The following is a 16,447-nucleotide window of genomic DNA, read 5'->3' as shown; positions in this document are numbered from 1 at the left end:
ATAGATTTCCAGCCGATCGGGGCCACAACCGGCTCTGCTAGGGGGAGTATCGATGGGCAACGACAACGCCAAGGGGCATCCGCCCCTGGATCCGAAGGTCGCCGACAAGCTGCTGCACAAGCTCGGCAACGACGACCATTTCCGCGACCTGTTCGTTCAGGATCCGGCCGCTGCATTGGGCGGATTGGGCCTGGCACCGGCCCAGACCAAGGCCGCGCTGTCGGACACCAGCTGCATGATGGTGACCAACATCGCGCCGAAGGAGGAGATCCAGGCCTCGCTCAGCGAACTGCGGACCTACCTGACCTCGACCGACACGCACACGGTCGTTCACTGCTTCGAAGCGGGCAGCGTCGCATCCAGCCTGCGCAGTAAGTAAGGCGGCAGCGGTTCGGCCGCCCAGGCGCGACGGAAGGCCTCGGCTTCCCGTCGCGCTTCGTCCGGGCGCCCGAGCGCAGCCAGGCGTTCGGCCGCGCTCAGCCGCGCCAGGCTGGCGTCGGCCACGCTCATGGCCTGCAGGGCCTGACCGCCCAGCGGTTCGATGTAGGCCAGGCCGCGGTGTTCGGCCAGCCAGCGGTCCTGTTGCAAGGCTTCGTCCGCCTTGCCGGCATCGCGCAGCGCGTCGCGCAAGGCGACGTGCAATTGGAAGGGTTCGCTGCCGTCGACCTCGCGCGCGAGCAGCGTCGCGGCCTGGGTCGGCTGGCCCGACAGGCGCAGTTGGTCGGCCTTGACCACGGTCAGCAGCTTGCCCGCGCCGATATGGCCGGACTGCTGCACCAGTTCGCCGAGCTTGGGCAGCAGACGCTCGCCGATGCGGACGTCGCCGGCGCGCTGGCCCAGGCGCACCGCGGCCAGCGCCATCACCAGCAGATCGTCGCGGTCGGCATCGGCCGAAGGCGCGGCGGCATCGGCCAGGATCGCATCGGCCAGGGCGCCGATCTTGGCCGCCGGCACCGACGCCGGATCGCGCAGCAGGTCGGTCCAGTAGTCGGCGATCTGGAACGGGTGGCGCAGCAGCGGGTTGGCCTCGCGCGCGGCGGCCGAGGCGCGATCGGCCACGCGCTGGGCCTCGCCCAAACGCCCTTGATCCAGCGGGATGGAGATGCGCTCGAATTCGTTGACCAGCGCGCCCAGGCTGCGGTCGTTGGCCGGCAGCGCGGCGAGCACTTTCTCGGCCTCGGGATAACGCTGCAGGGTGGCCAGGGCCGCGGCGTGGCGGCGGGTGGGCGAGTACTGACCGGCGACTTCGGCCTGTTTGAAACTTTCCAGCGCCTGCGCCGGCTTCTGCTGGGCCAGGTAGACGCGGCCCTTGAGCTCCATGGCGATGTCGCGCAGCGCGTTCTGCGGCGCCGAGAACGCCTGCGCGCCGCGCAGGGCGGCGTCGTAGCGGCCGGAGGTGAACTCGAACCAGGCCAGGCGGCTCTGGCCGGCGTAGTAGTCCGGGTACAGGCCGGCCAGCAGCTTCCACTTCGGCGCGGCACGGCGCGAAGGCTGCGGACCGAATTCGGCGGCCCACGCGTCCAGGTACAACGCGTCGCGCGGCGGCAGGTGGTCGCGCAGCGCCACCGCCTTGAGCAGCGAGGGGCGCGCGGCGGCGTTGTCGGCGTTGCTCACGTACACGCGCATCACGCCCATATGGGCCAGGGCGAAATTCGGGTCCAGTTCGAGCGCGCGCTGGAAGTACTGCAGCGCCTCGGGGAACTGGCGCTTGGCGTAGGCCTTGGTGCCCAGCGCATAGGCGCGCAACGCGTCCAGGTTCTTGGTGGTCACCTGCGGCAGCGGCGCGGAGTCGTTGTCGATCGACTTCAGCGCCTCGCCCAGCTTGTTGCGCAGGCTGGCGGTGACCTGGTCGATGGACGACAGCGCCGAGCCGGCGCCCACGCCGTCGACGGATTCGGCGTAGACCGTGGTCTGGGTGTGCGGGTCGATGACCTCGGCGCTGACGCGCACGCGCCCGCCCACTTCGGCCACGGTCGGCAGGATCACCGCGCGCGCGCCGTCGCGCAGCGCGATTTCCGAGGCCACCGCGCGGTCCAGGAAGGTGTCGGGCTTGCGCTGCATGCGCGCCAGGGTGTCGCGCGCCTTCAGGTCGGACAGCACGTTGACGTAGCGCGACTGCTCCAGGCTGATGCGGAAAGCCTGTTCCAGCGAATCGTCGAGCACGCTCTGGCCGGTGAGGTTGCGCAGGTCGCCCACCACCACCCAGTCGCGCTCGTTGAAGGCGATGGCCGGCTGCGGCTTGGTCACGAACCACACGCCCACGCCCACCACCGCCAGCACCGCGACCTCGGCCGCCAGCGCCGCCGGGCGCCGCCACAGCGGCACGTCGCGCCAGGCCTTGGGCGAGTTCGGCGGCGCACGCAGCGGCGCGATGCCGGGCTCGCCGACTTCGTAGATTTCCTGCGGGTCGGGCACACCCTTGAAGCGCCAGCGGCCGTAGGACTTCCACAGCAATTGCTGGCCACGCTCGCCCAGCTCGCGCGCGGCGCGGTGCGCCAGCGGCTCGGCCACGGCCGAGAGCAGGATCTGGCCGGGGCGCGCCATCGCCATCAGCCGGCCGGCCATGGGCTTGGCCAGGCCTTCGACTTCCAGCGGCTTGGCGCCCACCTGCACGGCTTCGTCGCTGTTGCGCCAGGTCAGCACTTCGCCCACGTGCAGGCCGGCGCGCGCCAGCAGGGTCTGCTTGCGCTCGCGGCCCAGCTCACGCAGGCCGCGTTCGTAATCCAGGGCGAAACCCAGGCCGTCGATCGGGCGTTCGAACAACAGCAGCAGGCCGTCGGAACGGTCGATCAGGCGGCCGCGCCATTGCTGCTGCAGGCGCAGCACCAGGCGGTCGTGTTCGCGGAACAGCTCGGCCGCCGCGGCGTCGCCGATGCGCTCGACCAGGGTGGTGGAGTCGCACAGGTCCGTCAGCAACAGCGTGCGCAGCTGCGGCGCTTCCGGATGGGGGCGGTGTGCATCGTTCATCGCGAGCTGTCGTCCTTGTTCTTCGCGCGCCGGCTCAGACCGGTTCCAGGGCCGCGTCCTGCCAGTGGACGCGGTTGCCGCCCTTGCGTTTGGCCTGGTACAGCGCCTCGTCGGCGCGCGCATACCAGTCGTTCCAGTCCGCACGCGGGTCGACCATGCAGGCGCCCACGCTGACCGGGCACATGGCCGGCGGCGATTGCGGCATCAGCATCAGGTTCTGCGCGGTGGCGACGATGAACTCGGCGAAGCGCATCACGTCGCCGGCGTTGCTGGAGGCCACCAGCAGGCAGAACTCGTCGCCGCCCAGGCGGCAGGCCACGTCCTCGGGCCCGGCCACCGAGCGCAGGATGCTGGCCACGGCCTGCAGCACGCGGTCGCCGGCCAGGTGGCCGTGGTCGTCGTTGACCTGCTTGAAGCGGTCGCAGTCCACCAGCACCAGGCCCAGCGAGGCCGGCATGCCGATCGCGCGGCTTTCCTGCAGGCGCAGGGTCAGGCCGCGGCGGTTGTACAGGCCGGTGAGCTCGTCGGTGCGGATCAGCTCTTCGGTCTGGTTGAGCTGGTGGGTGGTGGCGTACAGGCTGTCGAGCGCGGCCTCCAGGTCCTGGTTGCGCCGGCGCAGGCGCCGGATCAGGCCTTGCTCGTTGAGCACCACACGCATGATCGCGCGGCGCAGGAAATGGCAGACCAGGCCCGGATTGCGGTCGACCAGGCGCTGGAACTCCTCGTGGCGCAGTTCGATCAGCAGGCCGGCGCCGGCGACGATGGCGTCGGCGCTGCGGGCGTGGTCGCCGATCAGCAGGCCCAGTTCGCCGAAGAACTCGCGCGGGCCCAGGCGCTTGGTGACCAGGTCGTCGCCGAAGTCCAGGTCGATCGCGCCGCTGGCGACGATGAACATGGTGGTGCCCAGTTCGCCGCGGCGGAACAGCACCTGCCCGGCTTCGACCGCGCGCGGGCGACCGAGCTCGGCGAACAGTTCGAATTCCGCCTGGCTAAGCGCGGCCGTCGCCGCTTCGTTAGGCGCCGCGATCGGATCCGTATTGAACTGGCCGCCCTTCATGGTCGGCGCAGCGCCATCGCGATTCATCCCACGACCCCCGGATCCCCGGCTCCTTCAGAGGCTGGAGAGGCAGGATAGCACCTCACCTCAACCTCCAACGTGCCAGGAAGCGTAGCCCGGTCAGCCCCGGCCGGCGGCCGGACGGGCCCCGCCAGGCCCAGCCGGCCGGCCGCGGCGGCGCGAAATCCCCCAACCCCGCGCCGCGCGGCCGGCCGCGATCAAGCCGCGGCCCGGTCGTGCTGGAACTGTTCTTCCTCGGTCGAGCCCTTCAGCGCCACGGTCGAGGACTGGCCGCCCTGGATGGTCTGGGTGACCGCGTCGAAGTAGCCGGTGCCGACCTCGCGCTGGTGCTTGACCGCGGTGAAGCCCTTCTCGGCGGCGGCGAATTCGGCCTCCTGCAGCTCGACGAAGGCGCTCATCTGCCGGCGCGCATAGCCGTGGGCCAGGTTGAACATGCCGTAGTTCAGGCTGTGGAAGCCGGCCAGGGTGATGAACTGGAACTTGTAGCCGTAGCCGGCGATTTCCTTCTGGAACTTGGCGATGGTCGCGTCGTCCAGGTTCTTCTTCCAGTTGAAGCTGGGCGAGCAGTTGTAGGCCAGCAGCTTGCCCGGGAACTGGGCGTGGATGGCCTCGGCGAACTTGCGCGCGAACTCCAGGTCCGGCTTGCCGGTCTCGCACCACACCAGGTCGGCGTAGGGCGCGTAGGCCAGGCCGCGGCTGATCGCCTGGTCCAGGCCGTTGCGGGTCTTGTAGAAGCCCTCGGTGGTGCGCTCGCCGGTGGTGAAGGGCTGATCGTTGGGATCGATATCGGCGGTCAGCAGGTCGGCGGCCTCGGCGTCGGTGCGCGCCACGATCAGGGTCGGCACGCCCATGACGTCGGCGGCCAGGCGCGCGGCGACCAGCTTCTCCACCGCCTCGCGGGTGGGCACCAGGACCTTGCCGCCCATGTGGCCGCACTTCTTCACCGACGCCAGCTGGTCCTCGAAATGCACGCCCGAGGCGCCGGCTTCGATCATGCCCTTCATCAGTTCGAAGGCGTTGAGCACGCCGCCGAAGCCGGCCTCGGCGTCGGCGACGATGGGCTGCAGGAAGTCGATGTCGCCGGTACCTTCCGCGCACTGGATCTGATCGGCGCGCAGCAGGGTGTTGTTGATCCGGCGCACCACCTGCGGCACCGAGTTGGCCGGGTACAGCGACTGGTCGGGGTACATCTCGCCGGCGATGTTGGCGTCGGCGGCCACCTGCCAGCCCGACAGGTAGATCGCCTTGAGCCCGGCCTTGACCTGCTGCATGGCCTGGTTGCCGGTCAGCGCGCCCAGCGCGTTGACGAAGTCCTCGGTGTTGAGCGAGTTCCACAGCTTGGCCGCGCCGAGCTTGGCGATGCTGTGCTCCACCGGCACCGTGCCGCGCAGGCGCACCACGTCCTCGGCCGAATACGGGCGGGTGATGCCGGCCCAGCGCGGATTGCTGGCCCAGTCGTGACGGAGTTGCTCGGCGGTCGGCAGGGTGTGGCTCATGACTTCGTTCCTTGCGTGGGGTCGTAACGACGTGGGGTGGTTAGGTGAGACGGGTATCCGACTGTAGGAGCGGCGCGCGCCGCGACTGCGGGGTAACCCAATCGCGTCGCGACTGAGGTGTCGCGGTCGCGGCTTGCGCCGCTCCTACAGGGAGCCGCGATCAATCGATGCGTTGGTAAGCCGGCAACGTCAGGAACTCCTCCAGCGTGTCGGCGTGGGTGAGTTGGTCGAGCATCGCGATGGCTTCGCCCAGGCGGTCGCCGCCGGGCAGCTTCATGCGCTCGGCCAGCTTGCTGGGCAGGCCGATCAGCGCGCGCTCCAGCAGCGCGTAATCCACCGGCGTGCCGTCGTCCAGGTGCAGGCCCGGCGAATGCAGCCACTGCCACAGCTGGGTGCGCGCGATCTCGGCGGTGGCCGCGTCTTCCATCAGCCAGTGGATCGGCACGCAGCCGTTGCCGTCCAGCCACGCGGCCAGGTAGCGCACGCAGACCTCGACGTTGCCCTCGAAACCGGCGCGGGTGATGGTGCCCAGCGAGGGCTTGATCAGGTCGTCGCGGATCACCAGCACGTCGTCGCGGCTGACGTGCTGCTGGTGCGGGCCGGGCATGCGCTCGTCGAAGATGCGCATGGCCAGCGGAATCAGCGCCGGGTGCGCGACCCAGGTGCCGTCGTGGCCGGCGGTGACCTCGCGCAACTTGTCGGCGCGCACCTTGGCCAGCGCGGCCTCGTTGGCGGCCTCGTCGCCGCTGATCGGAATCTGCGCGGCCATGCCGCCCATCGCATGCGCGCCGCGCTTGTGGCAGGTCTGGATCAGCAGTTCCGAATACGCGCGCAGGAACGGCTGCAGCATGGTCACCTGGCCGCGCTCGGGCAGGACCTTGTCGCGGTGCGCGCGGAAGGTCTTGATGTAGGAGAACACGTAGTCCCAGCGGCCGCAGTTGAGGCCGGCGATGCGCGTGCGCAGCGCGTGCAGGATCTCGTCCATCTCGAACACCGCCGGCAGGGTCTCGATCAGCACCGTGACCTTGATCTGGCCGGGACTCAGGCCCAGCGCCTGCTCGACGCGGTCGATGACCTCGTTCCACAGCTGCGCCTCTTCCATGGACTGCAGCTTGGGCAGGTAGAAGTAGGGTCCGCGATCCTTCGCGGCGAGCGCGACGGCATTGTGGAAGGCGAACACGCCCAGGTCGAACAGACTGGCCGAGATCGGCGCGCCGTCCACGCGCAGGTGCTTCTCGTCCAGGTGCCAGCCGCGCGGGCGCACCATCAGCACCGCCTGCTGCTCGAACGGCTTGAGGGTGTAGTGCTTGGCGCCGTCCGGCGCCATCCAGTCCAGGGTGCCGGCCACGGCCTTCTTCAGCGCGCGCTGGCCGGTGAGCAGGTTGTTCCAGGTCGGCGAGGTGCTGTCCTCGAAATCGGCCATGAACACCTTGGCGCCGGAGTTGAGCGCGTTGATGACCATCTTCGGGTCGACCGGGCCGGTGATCTCGACCCGGCGGTCCAGCAACGCGGCCGGCAGCGGCGCCACCCGCCAGGCGCCGTTGCGGAGGGGCGCGGTGTCGGCGCGGAAGTCCGGCAGCTCGCCGGCGTCGAACCGGGCCTGACGCTCGCGGCGCGCGGCCAGGCGCGCCTGGCGCGCGGGTTCGAAGCGGCGGTGCAGGTCGGCCAGGAAGGCCAGGGCGGCCGGGGTCAGCAGCTGCTCCTGGCCCGGCAGACGGGCCAGCACTTCGATGCCGCCGTCCGGCCCGGGTTGCGAGGAAAGGTCCTGCCGTTGCGCGATCACTGCCGACATCGTTGCGACTCCTGAAAGCTTGGGGCCGCTGCGGATGAGCCGGCCCCTTGGGTCTAGACCATGCGGCGCCGTCTTGTATTTGACAATCAAGTTTTTTCAATGCATATCATTTGCTTAGCTTATATATGGCATTCACGTGACCTCGACGCGCTCGCTAAGTCCGCGTTTTGCTTACAAAAGCGACAAGCTGAAGCCGCTGCGCGCGTTTTGCCAAACCGCTCGCCTGGGCTCGGTCTCACGCGCGGCTGAGGCGCTCTACCTCAGTCAGCCGGCGGTCACCCTGCAATTGCAGGCCCTGGAGCGCGACATGGGCGTGCGTCTGCTCGAGCGCAGCGGCCGCCGATTGACCCTGACCCGCGAGGGCCAGGAGCTGTACGAGCTGGCGCGGCCCCTGGTCGAGGGCCTGGACGGATTGGACGGCGCCTTCCGCGAGCGCATCCGCGGCCTGGACGCAGGCGAGCTGCACGTGGCCGCCGGCAGTTCCACCATCCTGTATCTGCTGCCCAAGATCGTCGAAGCCTTCCGCGCCGCCCACCCCGAGGTGCGGCTGACCCTGCACAACGTGACCGGCGCCAGCGGCTTGGACCTGTTGCGTTCCGACGGCGTGGACCTGGCCGTGGGCTCCATGCTCGACGTGCCCGGCGACCTCAGCTACGCCCCGGTCTACCGCTTCGAGCCCATGCTGATCGCCCCGCGCGACCACCCGCTGGCCAAGCTCGACAGCGTGAGCCTGCAGGACCTGAGCCCCTACGGCCTGATCCTGCCGCCGCAGCGCCTGACCACTTACCGCATGGTCGACCTGGTGTTCCAACAGAATCGCGTGCCCTACACCGTGGCGCTGGAGGTCGGCGGCTGGGAGGTGATCAAGCAGTACGTGGCCATGGGCCTGGGCATCAGCATCGTCACCGCGATCTGCCTGACCGACGCCGACCGCAACCGCCTGTCCGCGCGCTCGCTGGCCGACTACTTCCCCTCGCGCAGCTACGGCGTGGTGGTGCGCAAGGGCAAATACCTGTCGCCGCAGGCGCGCGCGTTCACCGAACTGATCCAGCCGGATTTGTTCTACCGCGGGGATTACTACGCGACGGGGCAGTCGGATCGGTGAGCCGCCGCCGCGGTTTGCGGCTGCCCTCACCCCAACCCCTCTCCCGCAAGCGGGAGAGGGGCTAAAGCAGCAAGCGGCGTCGGATGTATCCCCTCTCCCGCTTGCGGGAGAGGGTTAGGGTGAGGGGGTGAGCGCAGCGAATGCTCTTGATCCTCGCTCGGGCCCCGAACTCGCAGCCCGAATTGCAGACCCGGAGGGCGGCGCACAGGAGGTGCGCCGTTTTTCGCTGGCACAGGATGTGCCATCTAAAAATCCCGGCGTACGCTCCGCTCTCGCAGGGGAGCTCTGGCGTAGCGTTTTTCTTTGGTTACTTCCTTTTGACGCTTATCAAAAGAAAGTAACCCGGCCGTTTACGGACGGAAGCTGTTGCTGTTGCTACTAAAGGCAAATCCTCCTCAATCCCCCTCAACAAAGGGGGAAGACAAGCAAAGGCGGAAGCAAGGGAAACGAGGGTCCCGACGTAGATGAGGATTCGCGGTCGCAGCTTGCGCAGCTCCTACAGGGGGCTCGAAAGGTTTGTCGCAGTTGTGGATTCGCGGTCGCGGCTTACGCCGCTCCTACCCCAAGACGGGCGCTAGCGCGAGCGGTCGGCGCCGCAGCGCCAGCGCGGCGCGAACAGGAAGGCGACGGCGGCGGCCAATTGCACCATCAGCATCGCGTAGCGCACCGGCGCGCACAGCAGGCCCTTGCCCACGGTGGCTGCGCGCCGCTCCTCGGCCACCGCCGCCAGCACCGCTGCCGTAGCCACGACCTCCATCGCCACGATCGCGCCCAGCCACCCCCACTGTCCGCGCAGCAGCAACAGCAGCAGCAACAAGGGAAACGCCAGACGCTCGGCCACCGTCAGGAACAGCGCCCAACCGATCGGCCGCCCGTATTCGTGGGTCATGCGTTCGCCGAACGGCTGCCGGTAGGCCTCGCGCACCCGCCGCTGCTCCACCGGCACGCGCGTGCGCCGGCGCAGCCAGCGCCGCCAGCCCTTGAACGGCGTCAGCAGCAAGGCGTTGAACTCGCGGCAACCGCTGAGGAAGGCCTGCGCCTGACGCCAGCTCTGTCGCGGCAGGCGGTCCAGCGCCGGCTGTTCGGCGTGCGCCAGCACCTGGCCCAGTTGCACGTTGCGGTATCCCTCGTGCGCCAGCGCCAGGGCGATGTACAGATCCTCGGCGCCATCGAACTGATCGCCGTGCACCGGCTCATAGCGGTCGAACAGGTCCTTCACGTAGCGGCGGCGATAGGCGATGGCGTTGCCGCGCGGCGTGGCCACGCCGCCGAACAGCGCCATCTGGCCGCGGTTGATGAAACGCTGCTGCAGCAGGCAGCTGGTTTCGCGGTAGACGTCGCCCAGCCATTGCAAGGCGCGCCGGCCCCAGCCGCGGCGCGCGCGCGGGTCGCGGTAGGTTTCGCCGTGCAGCCAGCGCTGGAACGCGGGCGAGCGCTCCAGCGCGCGACGGTGCTCGCCGCGCATGGGCTGGAGCATGCCGCAGACGCTGGCGATGCCCACCCCTTCGTACAGCTCGCGCACGCAGCGCTCGATGTAGTCGGCCGAATGCAGCAGCACGTCGCCGTCGAGCACGAACTCCACGTCGGCGTCGGACTCGCGCGCCTGGCGCTTGATCGTGGGCGCGCGGCCGATCGACCACATGCGCTCGATCACCCGCAGCGACAGGCCGTTGGCGGCGGCGAACTCGCGCGCGATCGCGGCGGTGGCGTCGCGCTCGGTGCCGCCGTCGTCTACCAGCACCACCGCGCGCGGCTGCAGGGTCTGCGCCAGCAGCGCGGCCAGGCAATGGGCGATATCGCGCTGCTGCCGGCGCGCCGGGATCACCACGTCGACCACGGCCTGGCGCCAATCCTCGACCGGCGTGGGCACGGTTTCTTCCGCGCCGCGCCACAGGCCCACGGCGCTGAGCAGCCCGTTGGGGCTAAGCGCGAACCAGGGCAGGGCTGGCATGGTCCGGCCTCCACGCTGCGGTGCGGGCCGTGGCCGCACCCGCTTTCCTCACGCCGGCGGCGGCCGGCGCCGCGCCGCGTGGCTCCCTGCTCCCCGACACGATCCCGTCCCCCTTGGCCTCACCGGGGAACGCGCCGCGTCCTGCGACCGTTTCGCCCCTGTGTAGTAGCCATACGCAAAGCGCGGCCGGAAGGGGTCAGGGGGTGCCGTGATGGCGGCCCTGCCAGGGCCGGTACCAGGCACGGATGCGTTCGATGTCGGCGTGCATGTCGTCGCCCAGCTGGAACGGCTCGCCGATGCCGATGACCTTGTCGGGGTAGTGGAAATAGGCCGGCAGCACCGGTACCTGGGCGGCCTTGGCGATCTTCCAAAAGCCGGTCTTCCAGCGCTCCACCGGCTTGCGCGTGCCCTCCGGCGCCAGCCCGTACCAGAACTGGTCGGCGCCGCGGATCATCGCCGCAGCCTGCTCGACCACGCCGTGCGCGGCGCTGCGGTCGACCGGGATCACCCCCATGCGCCGCAGCACCCAGCCCAGCAGCGGCACCTTGAACAGCGAGTCCTTGCCCAGGATCTTGATGTCCAGGCCCAGCGCGGCCTTGGCGGCGAAGCCCCAGACCCCGTCCCAGTTGGACGAATGCGGCGCGCCGATCAGCACCAGCTTGGGGATGTCCGGAAACCGTCCGACCATGCGCCAGCCGCCCAGGCGCAGCACGCTGCGGCCGATCCAGCGGGTGAAGCGATTGGGCCGGACCCGCGGCGCGTTCGGCGGCAGGGGCAGCACCACGTCGTCGTCGGCCGGCTCGGGCATGGGCGCTCCGTCAGTCCCAATCGCGTTGCGCGCGGGTGCGCTTGATGGTGCTGCGCTCGCGCTTGGCGCCCAGGCGCCGCTCCTTGGCGGCGCGGCTGGGGCGGGTGGCGATGCGCGGCTTGGGCGCGCGCATCCCGCTGTCGATGAAGGCGGCCAGGCGCTCGCGCGCGTCCTCGCGGTTGCGCTCCTGGGTGCGGAAACGCTGGGCGCTGATCACCAGCACGCCCTCGTTGGTCATGCGCCGGTCGCGCTTGGCCAGCAGGCGCTCGCGCACGGCTTCGGGCAGCGACGGCGACTGCGCCACGTCGAAGCGCAGCTCCACCGCGGTCGCGACCTTGTTGACGTTCTGCCCGCCCGGCCCGGTCGAGCGCACGAAGCGTTCGGTCAGTTCCTGCTCGGGGATAGTGATGGGGGCCTGGCTCATGCCGCCGATTGTAGTCCGCGGCGGCGCCACGGCGTTGACGGCGCCGGCCGCAGCCCCGACGATGCCTGCCCAATCACGGAGGATCGACCCATGAAACGCTACGCCCTCGCCGTTCTGCTGATGCTGGCCTCGCCCCTGGCCGCCCTGGCCGCGCCGCCCAGCGACGCCCAGGTGGACCGCCTGCTGGAGGTCATGCGCGCGCGCCAGACCGTGGAGGCCATGCTGCCGCAGATCGAGGCCTCGCAGCAGCAGATGGTGGCGCAGATGATGGCCGGCCGCGAGCTCAGCGCGTCGGAGCGCAAGGGCCTGGAGAGCACCATCGCCCGTTCCAGCGCGCAGCTGCGCAAGACCCTGGCCTGGCCGAAGCTGGAGCCGATCTACCGCGACATCTACCGGCAGACCTTCAGCGGCGAGGACATGGACGCGCTGATCGCGTTCTACACCAGCCCGGCCGGGCAGAACCTGCTCGACAAGATGCCGTCGCTGATGCAGAACACCATGAACGCGATGCAGAAGCTGATCGTGCCGATGATGCAGGACCTGCAGCGGGATATCGAAGCCGAGGCGCACGAGGGGCGGGTGAAGGATAAGAGCGCTGGGGCTGAGACGAAGTAAGACTTTGGCCTCTCAGGCTTTTTGCTTCCGCCTTTGATTGTCTTCCCCCTTTGACAAAGGGGGATTGAGGGGGATTTGCTTTGGGCTGCGGTTGAAGCAACAGCAACAGCTTCCGTCCGCAAGCGGCCGGGTCACTTTCTTTTGATAAGCGTCAAAAGAAAGTCACCAAAGAAAAACGCTTCGCCAGAGCTCCCGTGCGAGAGCGGTGCGTGCGCGGGGATTTTTCGATGGCACATCCCTGTGCCAGCGAAAAACGGCGCACCTCCTGTGCGCCGCCCTCCGGGTCTTCTATTGGGACGGCGAGTTCGGCGCCCGAGCGAGGATCAAGAGCATTCGCGCGTTGCGCTCACCCCCTCACCCTAACCCTCTCCCGCTAGCGGGAGAGGGGATGCATCCGACGCTGCTGCTTTTAGCCCCTCTCCCGTTTACGGGAGAGGGGTTGGGGTGAGGGCCGCTTCCTCGAACAACGCCAGGGCCTTGGCCAACTCCGCATCCGCCGGCGCCACCGCGGCGATGCGTTCGCCGCTGACCGGGTGCAGAAAGGCCAGGCGCTGCGCGTGCAGCAGCATGCGGTGGATGCCCATCATGCGGAAGGCGCGGTTGTGGCGGCCGTCGCCGTGGCTGGTGTCGCCGATCAGGTGGTGCGAGAGGTGCTTGAGGTGGCGGCGGATCTGGCGGAAGCGGCCGGTCTCCGGCTGCGCCAGCAGCAGCGCGTAGCGCGAGGTCGCGAAACCCGCCGAGGGCAGCGCGAGTTCGCAGGTGGCCAGGCGCCGGAAACGGGTGATCGCCTGCTTCTTCTGCGGCTTGCCAGGCCCGCCGTCCAGATCGTGATCGACCACGAAGGCCTCGTCCGGCCAGCCGCGGCACACCGCCAGGTAGTCTTTCTCGAACTCGCGCGACATCAGCACCTTGCCCAGCGCTGAGGCGACCTCGCGGTCGAAGGCCAGCAGCAGGCAGCCGCTGGTGGCGCGGTCCAGGCGATGGACCAGATGGATCGGCCGGCCGAACTGCGCGCGCAGGCGGTCGGCGGCGAAGTCGGTCTCGCCGCGCGCCAGTGCGCTGTCGTGCACCATGAGCCCGGCCGGCTTGTCGATCACCGCCAGGTGCTCGTCGGCATACAGCACGCCCAGCGGCGACAGGGGTGCGGCGGGGTCGTCGCTGAACGCTTCTGACATGCGGGCTGATTGGCGCGTCGGGAATGGCCGGCTATTTTCGTCTATACAGGGCGCAGGCGCGTCAACCGCGCCGGCTCACGCCCGTCTCTACGTCTTTCCCCTCCCACGCAGGAAGCCCATGCCAACGATCCGTCCGTCCGCCCTGTCCTACTCCGTGCTGGCGCTGGCGCTGGCCCTGGCCGTACCCGCCGCCGCACAAACCGCACTGCCCAAGGGCACGAGCGCCGGCCCCTGCGTAGAGGGCATTTGCGAATACACCCTGGGCAACGGCCTGCAGGTGCTGCTGTTCCCCGACGCCAGCAAGCCCACGGTGACGGTCAACGTGACCTACCGGGTCGGCTCCATGCACGAAAACTACGGCGAAACCGGCATGGCGCACCTGCTCGAGCACCTGCTGTTCAAGGGCACGCCCACCCACGCCGACATCCCGGCCGAGATGAAGAAGCGCGGCATCGGCTTCAACGGCACCACCAACTTCGATCGCACCAACTACTACGCGTCCTTCCCCGCCAACGACAACACCCTGCGTTGGCTGCTGGGCATGGAGGCCGACCGCATGGTCCGCTCCAACATCGCCAAGAAGGACCTGGACAGCGAGATGACCGTGGTCCGCAACGAGATGGAGAAGAACGAGAACAGCCCCACCGCCGTGCTCTCGCAACGCGTGCGCTCCACTGCCTACCTTTGGCACAACTACGGCCGCGATACCATCGGCGCGCGCAGCGACGTGGAAGGCGTGCCGATCGAACGGCTGCAATCGTTCTACAAGGCCTGGTACCGCCCCGACAACGCCACCGTGATCGTCGCCGGCCGTATCGACCCGGCCAAGACCCTGGCGCTGATCAGCGCCTCGTTCGCACCGTTGCCGCGGCCTGCCGCACCGCTGCCCGCCTTCTATACCCAGGACCCGACCCAGGACGGCGAACGCAGCGTGGTGGTGCGCCGCACCGGCGATCTGCAGTTGCTGTTCAGCGCCTACCACATACCGGCAGAAACCCATCCCGACAACCCGCCGCTGGAGGTGCTGGCCGACGTGCTCAGCCACGTGCCCAGCGGCCGCCTGCACAAGGCGCTGGTCGAAACCAAGCTGGCCGCGGGCGCCGGCAGCAGCGGCGACAGCCTGCGCGACCCGGGCCTGTTCACCACCATGGTCGGCCTGCCGCGCGACGCCGACCTGGGCAAGGCCGAAACCGTACTGCTGGCGCAGCTGGAAAACCTGGGCGGGCAGCCCATCACCCAGGCCGAGCTGGAGGCGGCCAAGCAACGCATCGCCAACGGCTACGAGCTGGGCTACACCAACGTCAATGCGATCGCGCTGGGGCTGTCGGGATCGGTGGCCGCCGGCGACTGGCGCCTGTATTTCGTGCGTCGCGACGCAATCGCGAAGGTGAGCGTGGACGACGTCAACCGCGTCGCCCGTGCCTACCTCAAGCCCAGCAACCGTACCCTGGGCCGCTTCATTCCGACCGAAAAGCCCGATCGCGCCGAGATCGGCGCGGCGCCGCCGGCCTCGGCGCTGGTGAACGGCTACACCGGCAAGGCCGCGGTCGCCGCCGGCGAGCAGTTCGATGCCACGCCGTCCAATATCCAGGCACGCACCGAGACCTTCACCCTGGGCGAAGGCCTGCGCGTGTCGCTGCTGCCGAAGAAGACCCGCGGCGGCACGGTGGTGTTCAACGCCCGCTTCCGCTTCGGCGACGAGGCCTCGCTGACCGGGCGCAGCGTCGTCGCCGGCGCGACCGGCTCGATGATCATGCGCGGCGCGGCGGGGCTCAGCCGCGAGCAGATCGACCAGCGTTTCGAAGCGCTCAAGACCGAGGCCGGCATCGGCGGCGGTTTGCAGGGCGCCGCCATCGGCATGACCAGCCGCCGCGAGCAGCTGCCCGAGGCCCTGGCGCTGGCCGCGCAGATCCTGCGCAAACCCGACTATCCGCAGGCCGAGTTCGAGCAATACCGCACCCAGGTCGTCACCAGCCTGGAATCCATGCGCAAGCAACCCGGCGCGGTCGCCGCGCAAGCCATGGGTCGCGATTTCGACCCGTGGCCGGTCGGGCACCCGCTGCGTTCGCGCGGCATCGAGCAGATGATCGCCGACGTCAAGGCCGCCAAGGTCGAGGACCTGCGCGCGTTCCATCGCGATTTCTACGGCACCTCGGTCGGCGAGATCAGCGTGGTCGGCGACTTCGATCCGGTGGCGCTGAAGGCGCAGTTGCAGCAGCTGTTCGTGGACTGGCGAGCGCCGCACGCGTTCGCTCCCATCGACACCCATTACCAGCCGGTCGCGCCCAAGCGCGAGCGCTTCGAAACGCCGGACAAGGCCAACGGCACCGTGCTGGCGCGGGTCAACCTGTCGCTCAACGACCGCGATGCGGACTACCCCGCGCTGCTGGTCGCCGACCACATCCTCGGCGGCGGCGGCCAGTCGCGCCTGCTCGACCGCATCCGCATGAAGGACGGCCTGAGCTACGGCGCTTTCAGCGAACTCGACGCCGACGCCAGCCGCGAGGGTCGCGACGACGCCGGCAATCTGACCCTGAGCGCGATCGCGGCGCCGGAGAACCTGGACAAGGTGGAAGCGGCGATGCGCGAGGAATACGCACGCTGGATCCGCGACGGCGTGGGCGAGCAGGAACTGCGCGACGCGATCGCCGGCCTGATCACCCAGCGCGAACAGGGCCGCGCCAGCGACGGAGCGATCGCCGGACTGCTGTCGAGCAATCTGTACCTGGACCGCAGCATGCAGTTCCAGGCCGATCTGGATGCGAAGCTGAAGGCCTTGACCGCCGCTGAGGTCAATGCGGCGATCCGCAAGCATTTCCGGCCGGATGATCTGAGCTTCTATATCGCGGGCGATCTCGCCAATGCGGCGGCGAAGGCCAAGGCGAAGAGCTCGGCGGAGGCGGCTCGGCCGTGAGGCGGTGGGGGTGGCTTCGGCGCTGAATCGGCTTGCGCGGTCGTTGCGGTTTCGTGGGCCCTCACCCCAACCCACACCCCGGCCCGACCGCATAGCGGTCGAGCGTTCGGTGCAGCGCGAGC

The 16,447-nt window shown here is 69.3% G+C and carries 12 protein-coding genes; 4 read left to right on the top strand and 8 right to left on the bottom strand.

Annotated features, from left to right (window positions below; translation table 11 throughout):
* The first annotated feature begins 52 nt into the window (after window positions 1–52).
* Window positions 53–379, top strand: a complete 327-nt coding sequence (locus DX914_RS17570; protein ID WP_115861142.1) for an NHLP-related RiPP peptide — start codon at window positions 53–55, stop codon at window positions 377–379.
* On the opposite strand, the gene DX914_RS17565 is transcribed toward DX914_RS17570, so the two are convergent.
* From DX914_RS17565 to aceB, 4 genes are all read right to left on the bottom strand, one after another.
* Entirely contained in the window at window positions 331–2,967 is a 2,637-nt protein-coding gene (locus DX914_RS17565) for a putative peptide modification system cyclase (RefSeq protein WP_115861140.1), read from the bottom strand. The two genes, DX914_RS17570 and DX914_RS17565, sit on opposite strands and share 49 nt — an antisense overlap.
* Before the next feature lie 34 nt (window positions 2,968–3,001).
* Entirely contained in the window at window positions 3,002–4,024 is a 1,023-nt protein-coding gene (locus DX914_RS17560) for a GGDEF domain-containing protein (protein WP_231118322.1), read from the bottom strand.
* Between the two features lie 218 nt (window positions 4,025–4,242).
* Window positions 4,243–5,541 carry an isocitrate lyase gene (gene aceA, locus DX914_RS17555; protein ID WP_115861136.1) on the bottom strand — a complete coding sequence of 433 codons (1,299 nt, stop codon included), beginning with the start codon at window positions 5,539–5,541 and terminating at the stop codon, window positions 4,243–4,245.
* 160 nt (window positions 5,542–5,701) lie between these two features.
* Window positions 5,702–7,333 carry a malate synthase A gene (gene aceB, locus DX914_RS17550; protein WP_115861134.1) on the bottom strand — a complete coding sequence of 544 codons (1,632 nt, stop codon included), beginning with the start codon at window positions 7,331–7,333 and terminating at the stop codon, window positions 5,702–5,704.
* A gap of 136 nt (window positions 7,334–7,469) precedes the next feature.
* On the opposite strand from aceB, the gene DX914_RS17545 reads away from it, so the two are divergent.
* On the top strand, window positions 7,470–8,438 hold the full coding sequence (locus tag DX914_RS17545; protein WP_115861132.1) for a LysR family transcriptional regulator: 969 nt from the start codon (window positions 7,470–7,472) through the stop codon (window positions 8,436–8,438).
* Between the two features lie 574 nt (window positions 8,439–9,012).
* Here DX914_RS17545 and DX914_RS17540 read toward each other — a convergent pair.
* The 3 genes from DX914_RS17540 to arfB form a co-directional block, all read right to left on the bottom strand.
* On the bottom strand, window positions 9,013–10,389 hold the full coding sequence (locus tag DX914_RS17540; RefSeq protein ID WP_115861130.1) for a glycosyltransferase: 1,377 nt from the start codon (window positions 10,387–10,389) through the stop codon (window positions 9,013–9,015).
* 196 nt (window positions 10,390–10,585) lie between these two features.
* The gene (locus DX914_RS17535) at window positions 10,586–11,197 is read right to left on the bottom strand and encodes a lysophospholipid acyltransferase family protein (protein WP_115861128.1); all 612 of its coding nucleotides are present in this window, start codon (window positions 11,195–11,197) and stop codon (window positions 10,586–10,588) included.
* Between the two features lie 10 nt (window positions 11,198–11,207).
* Entirely contained in the window at window positions 11,208–11,621 is a 414-nt protein-coding gene (gene arfB, locus DX914_RS17530; RefSeq protein ID WP_115861126.1) for an alternative ribosome rescue aminoacyl-tRNA hydrolase ArfB, read from the bottom strand.
* A 90-nt stretch (window positions 11,622–11,711) separates the two neighbouring features.
* Here arfB and DX914_RS17525 point away from each other — a divergent pair, with 90 nt between their 5' ends.
* Complete coding sequence (locus DX914_RS17525) at window positions 11,712–12,236, top strand: DUF2059 domain-containing protein (RefSeq protein ID WP_115861123.1); 525 nt, start codon at window positions 11,712–11,714, stop codon at window positions 12,234–12,236.
* A gap of 425 nt (window positions 12,237–12,661) precedes the next feature.
* On the opposite strand, the gene DX914_RS17520 is transcribed toward DX914_RS17525, so the two are convergent.
* The gene (locus tag DX914_RS17520) at window positions 12,662–13,411 is read right to left on the bottom strand and encodes a pseudouridine synthase (RefSeq protein ID WP_115861121.1); all 750 of its coding nucleotides are present in this window, start codon (window positions 13,409–13,411) and stop codon (window positions 12,662–12,664) included.
* Between the two features lie 118 nt (window positions 13,412–13,529).
* Between DX914_RS17520 and DX914_RS17515 the strand changes: the two genes are divergently transcribed.
* A complete protein-coding gene (locus DX914_RS17515; RefSeq protein WP_115861119.1) occupies window positions 13,530–16,325 on the top strand; it encodes a M16 family metallopeptidase in 2,796 nt (931 codons plus the stop codon).
* Window positions 16,326–16,447: the final 122 nt, after the last annotated feature.

The organism is Lysobacter silvisoli, assembly GCF_003382365.1.
Classification (GTDB): Bacteria; Pseudomonadota; Gammaproteobacteria; order Xanthomonadales; family Xanthomonadaceae; genus Lysobacter; species Lysobacter silvisoli.
This window is presented reverse-complemented; position numbering and strand designations above follow the sequence as displayed.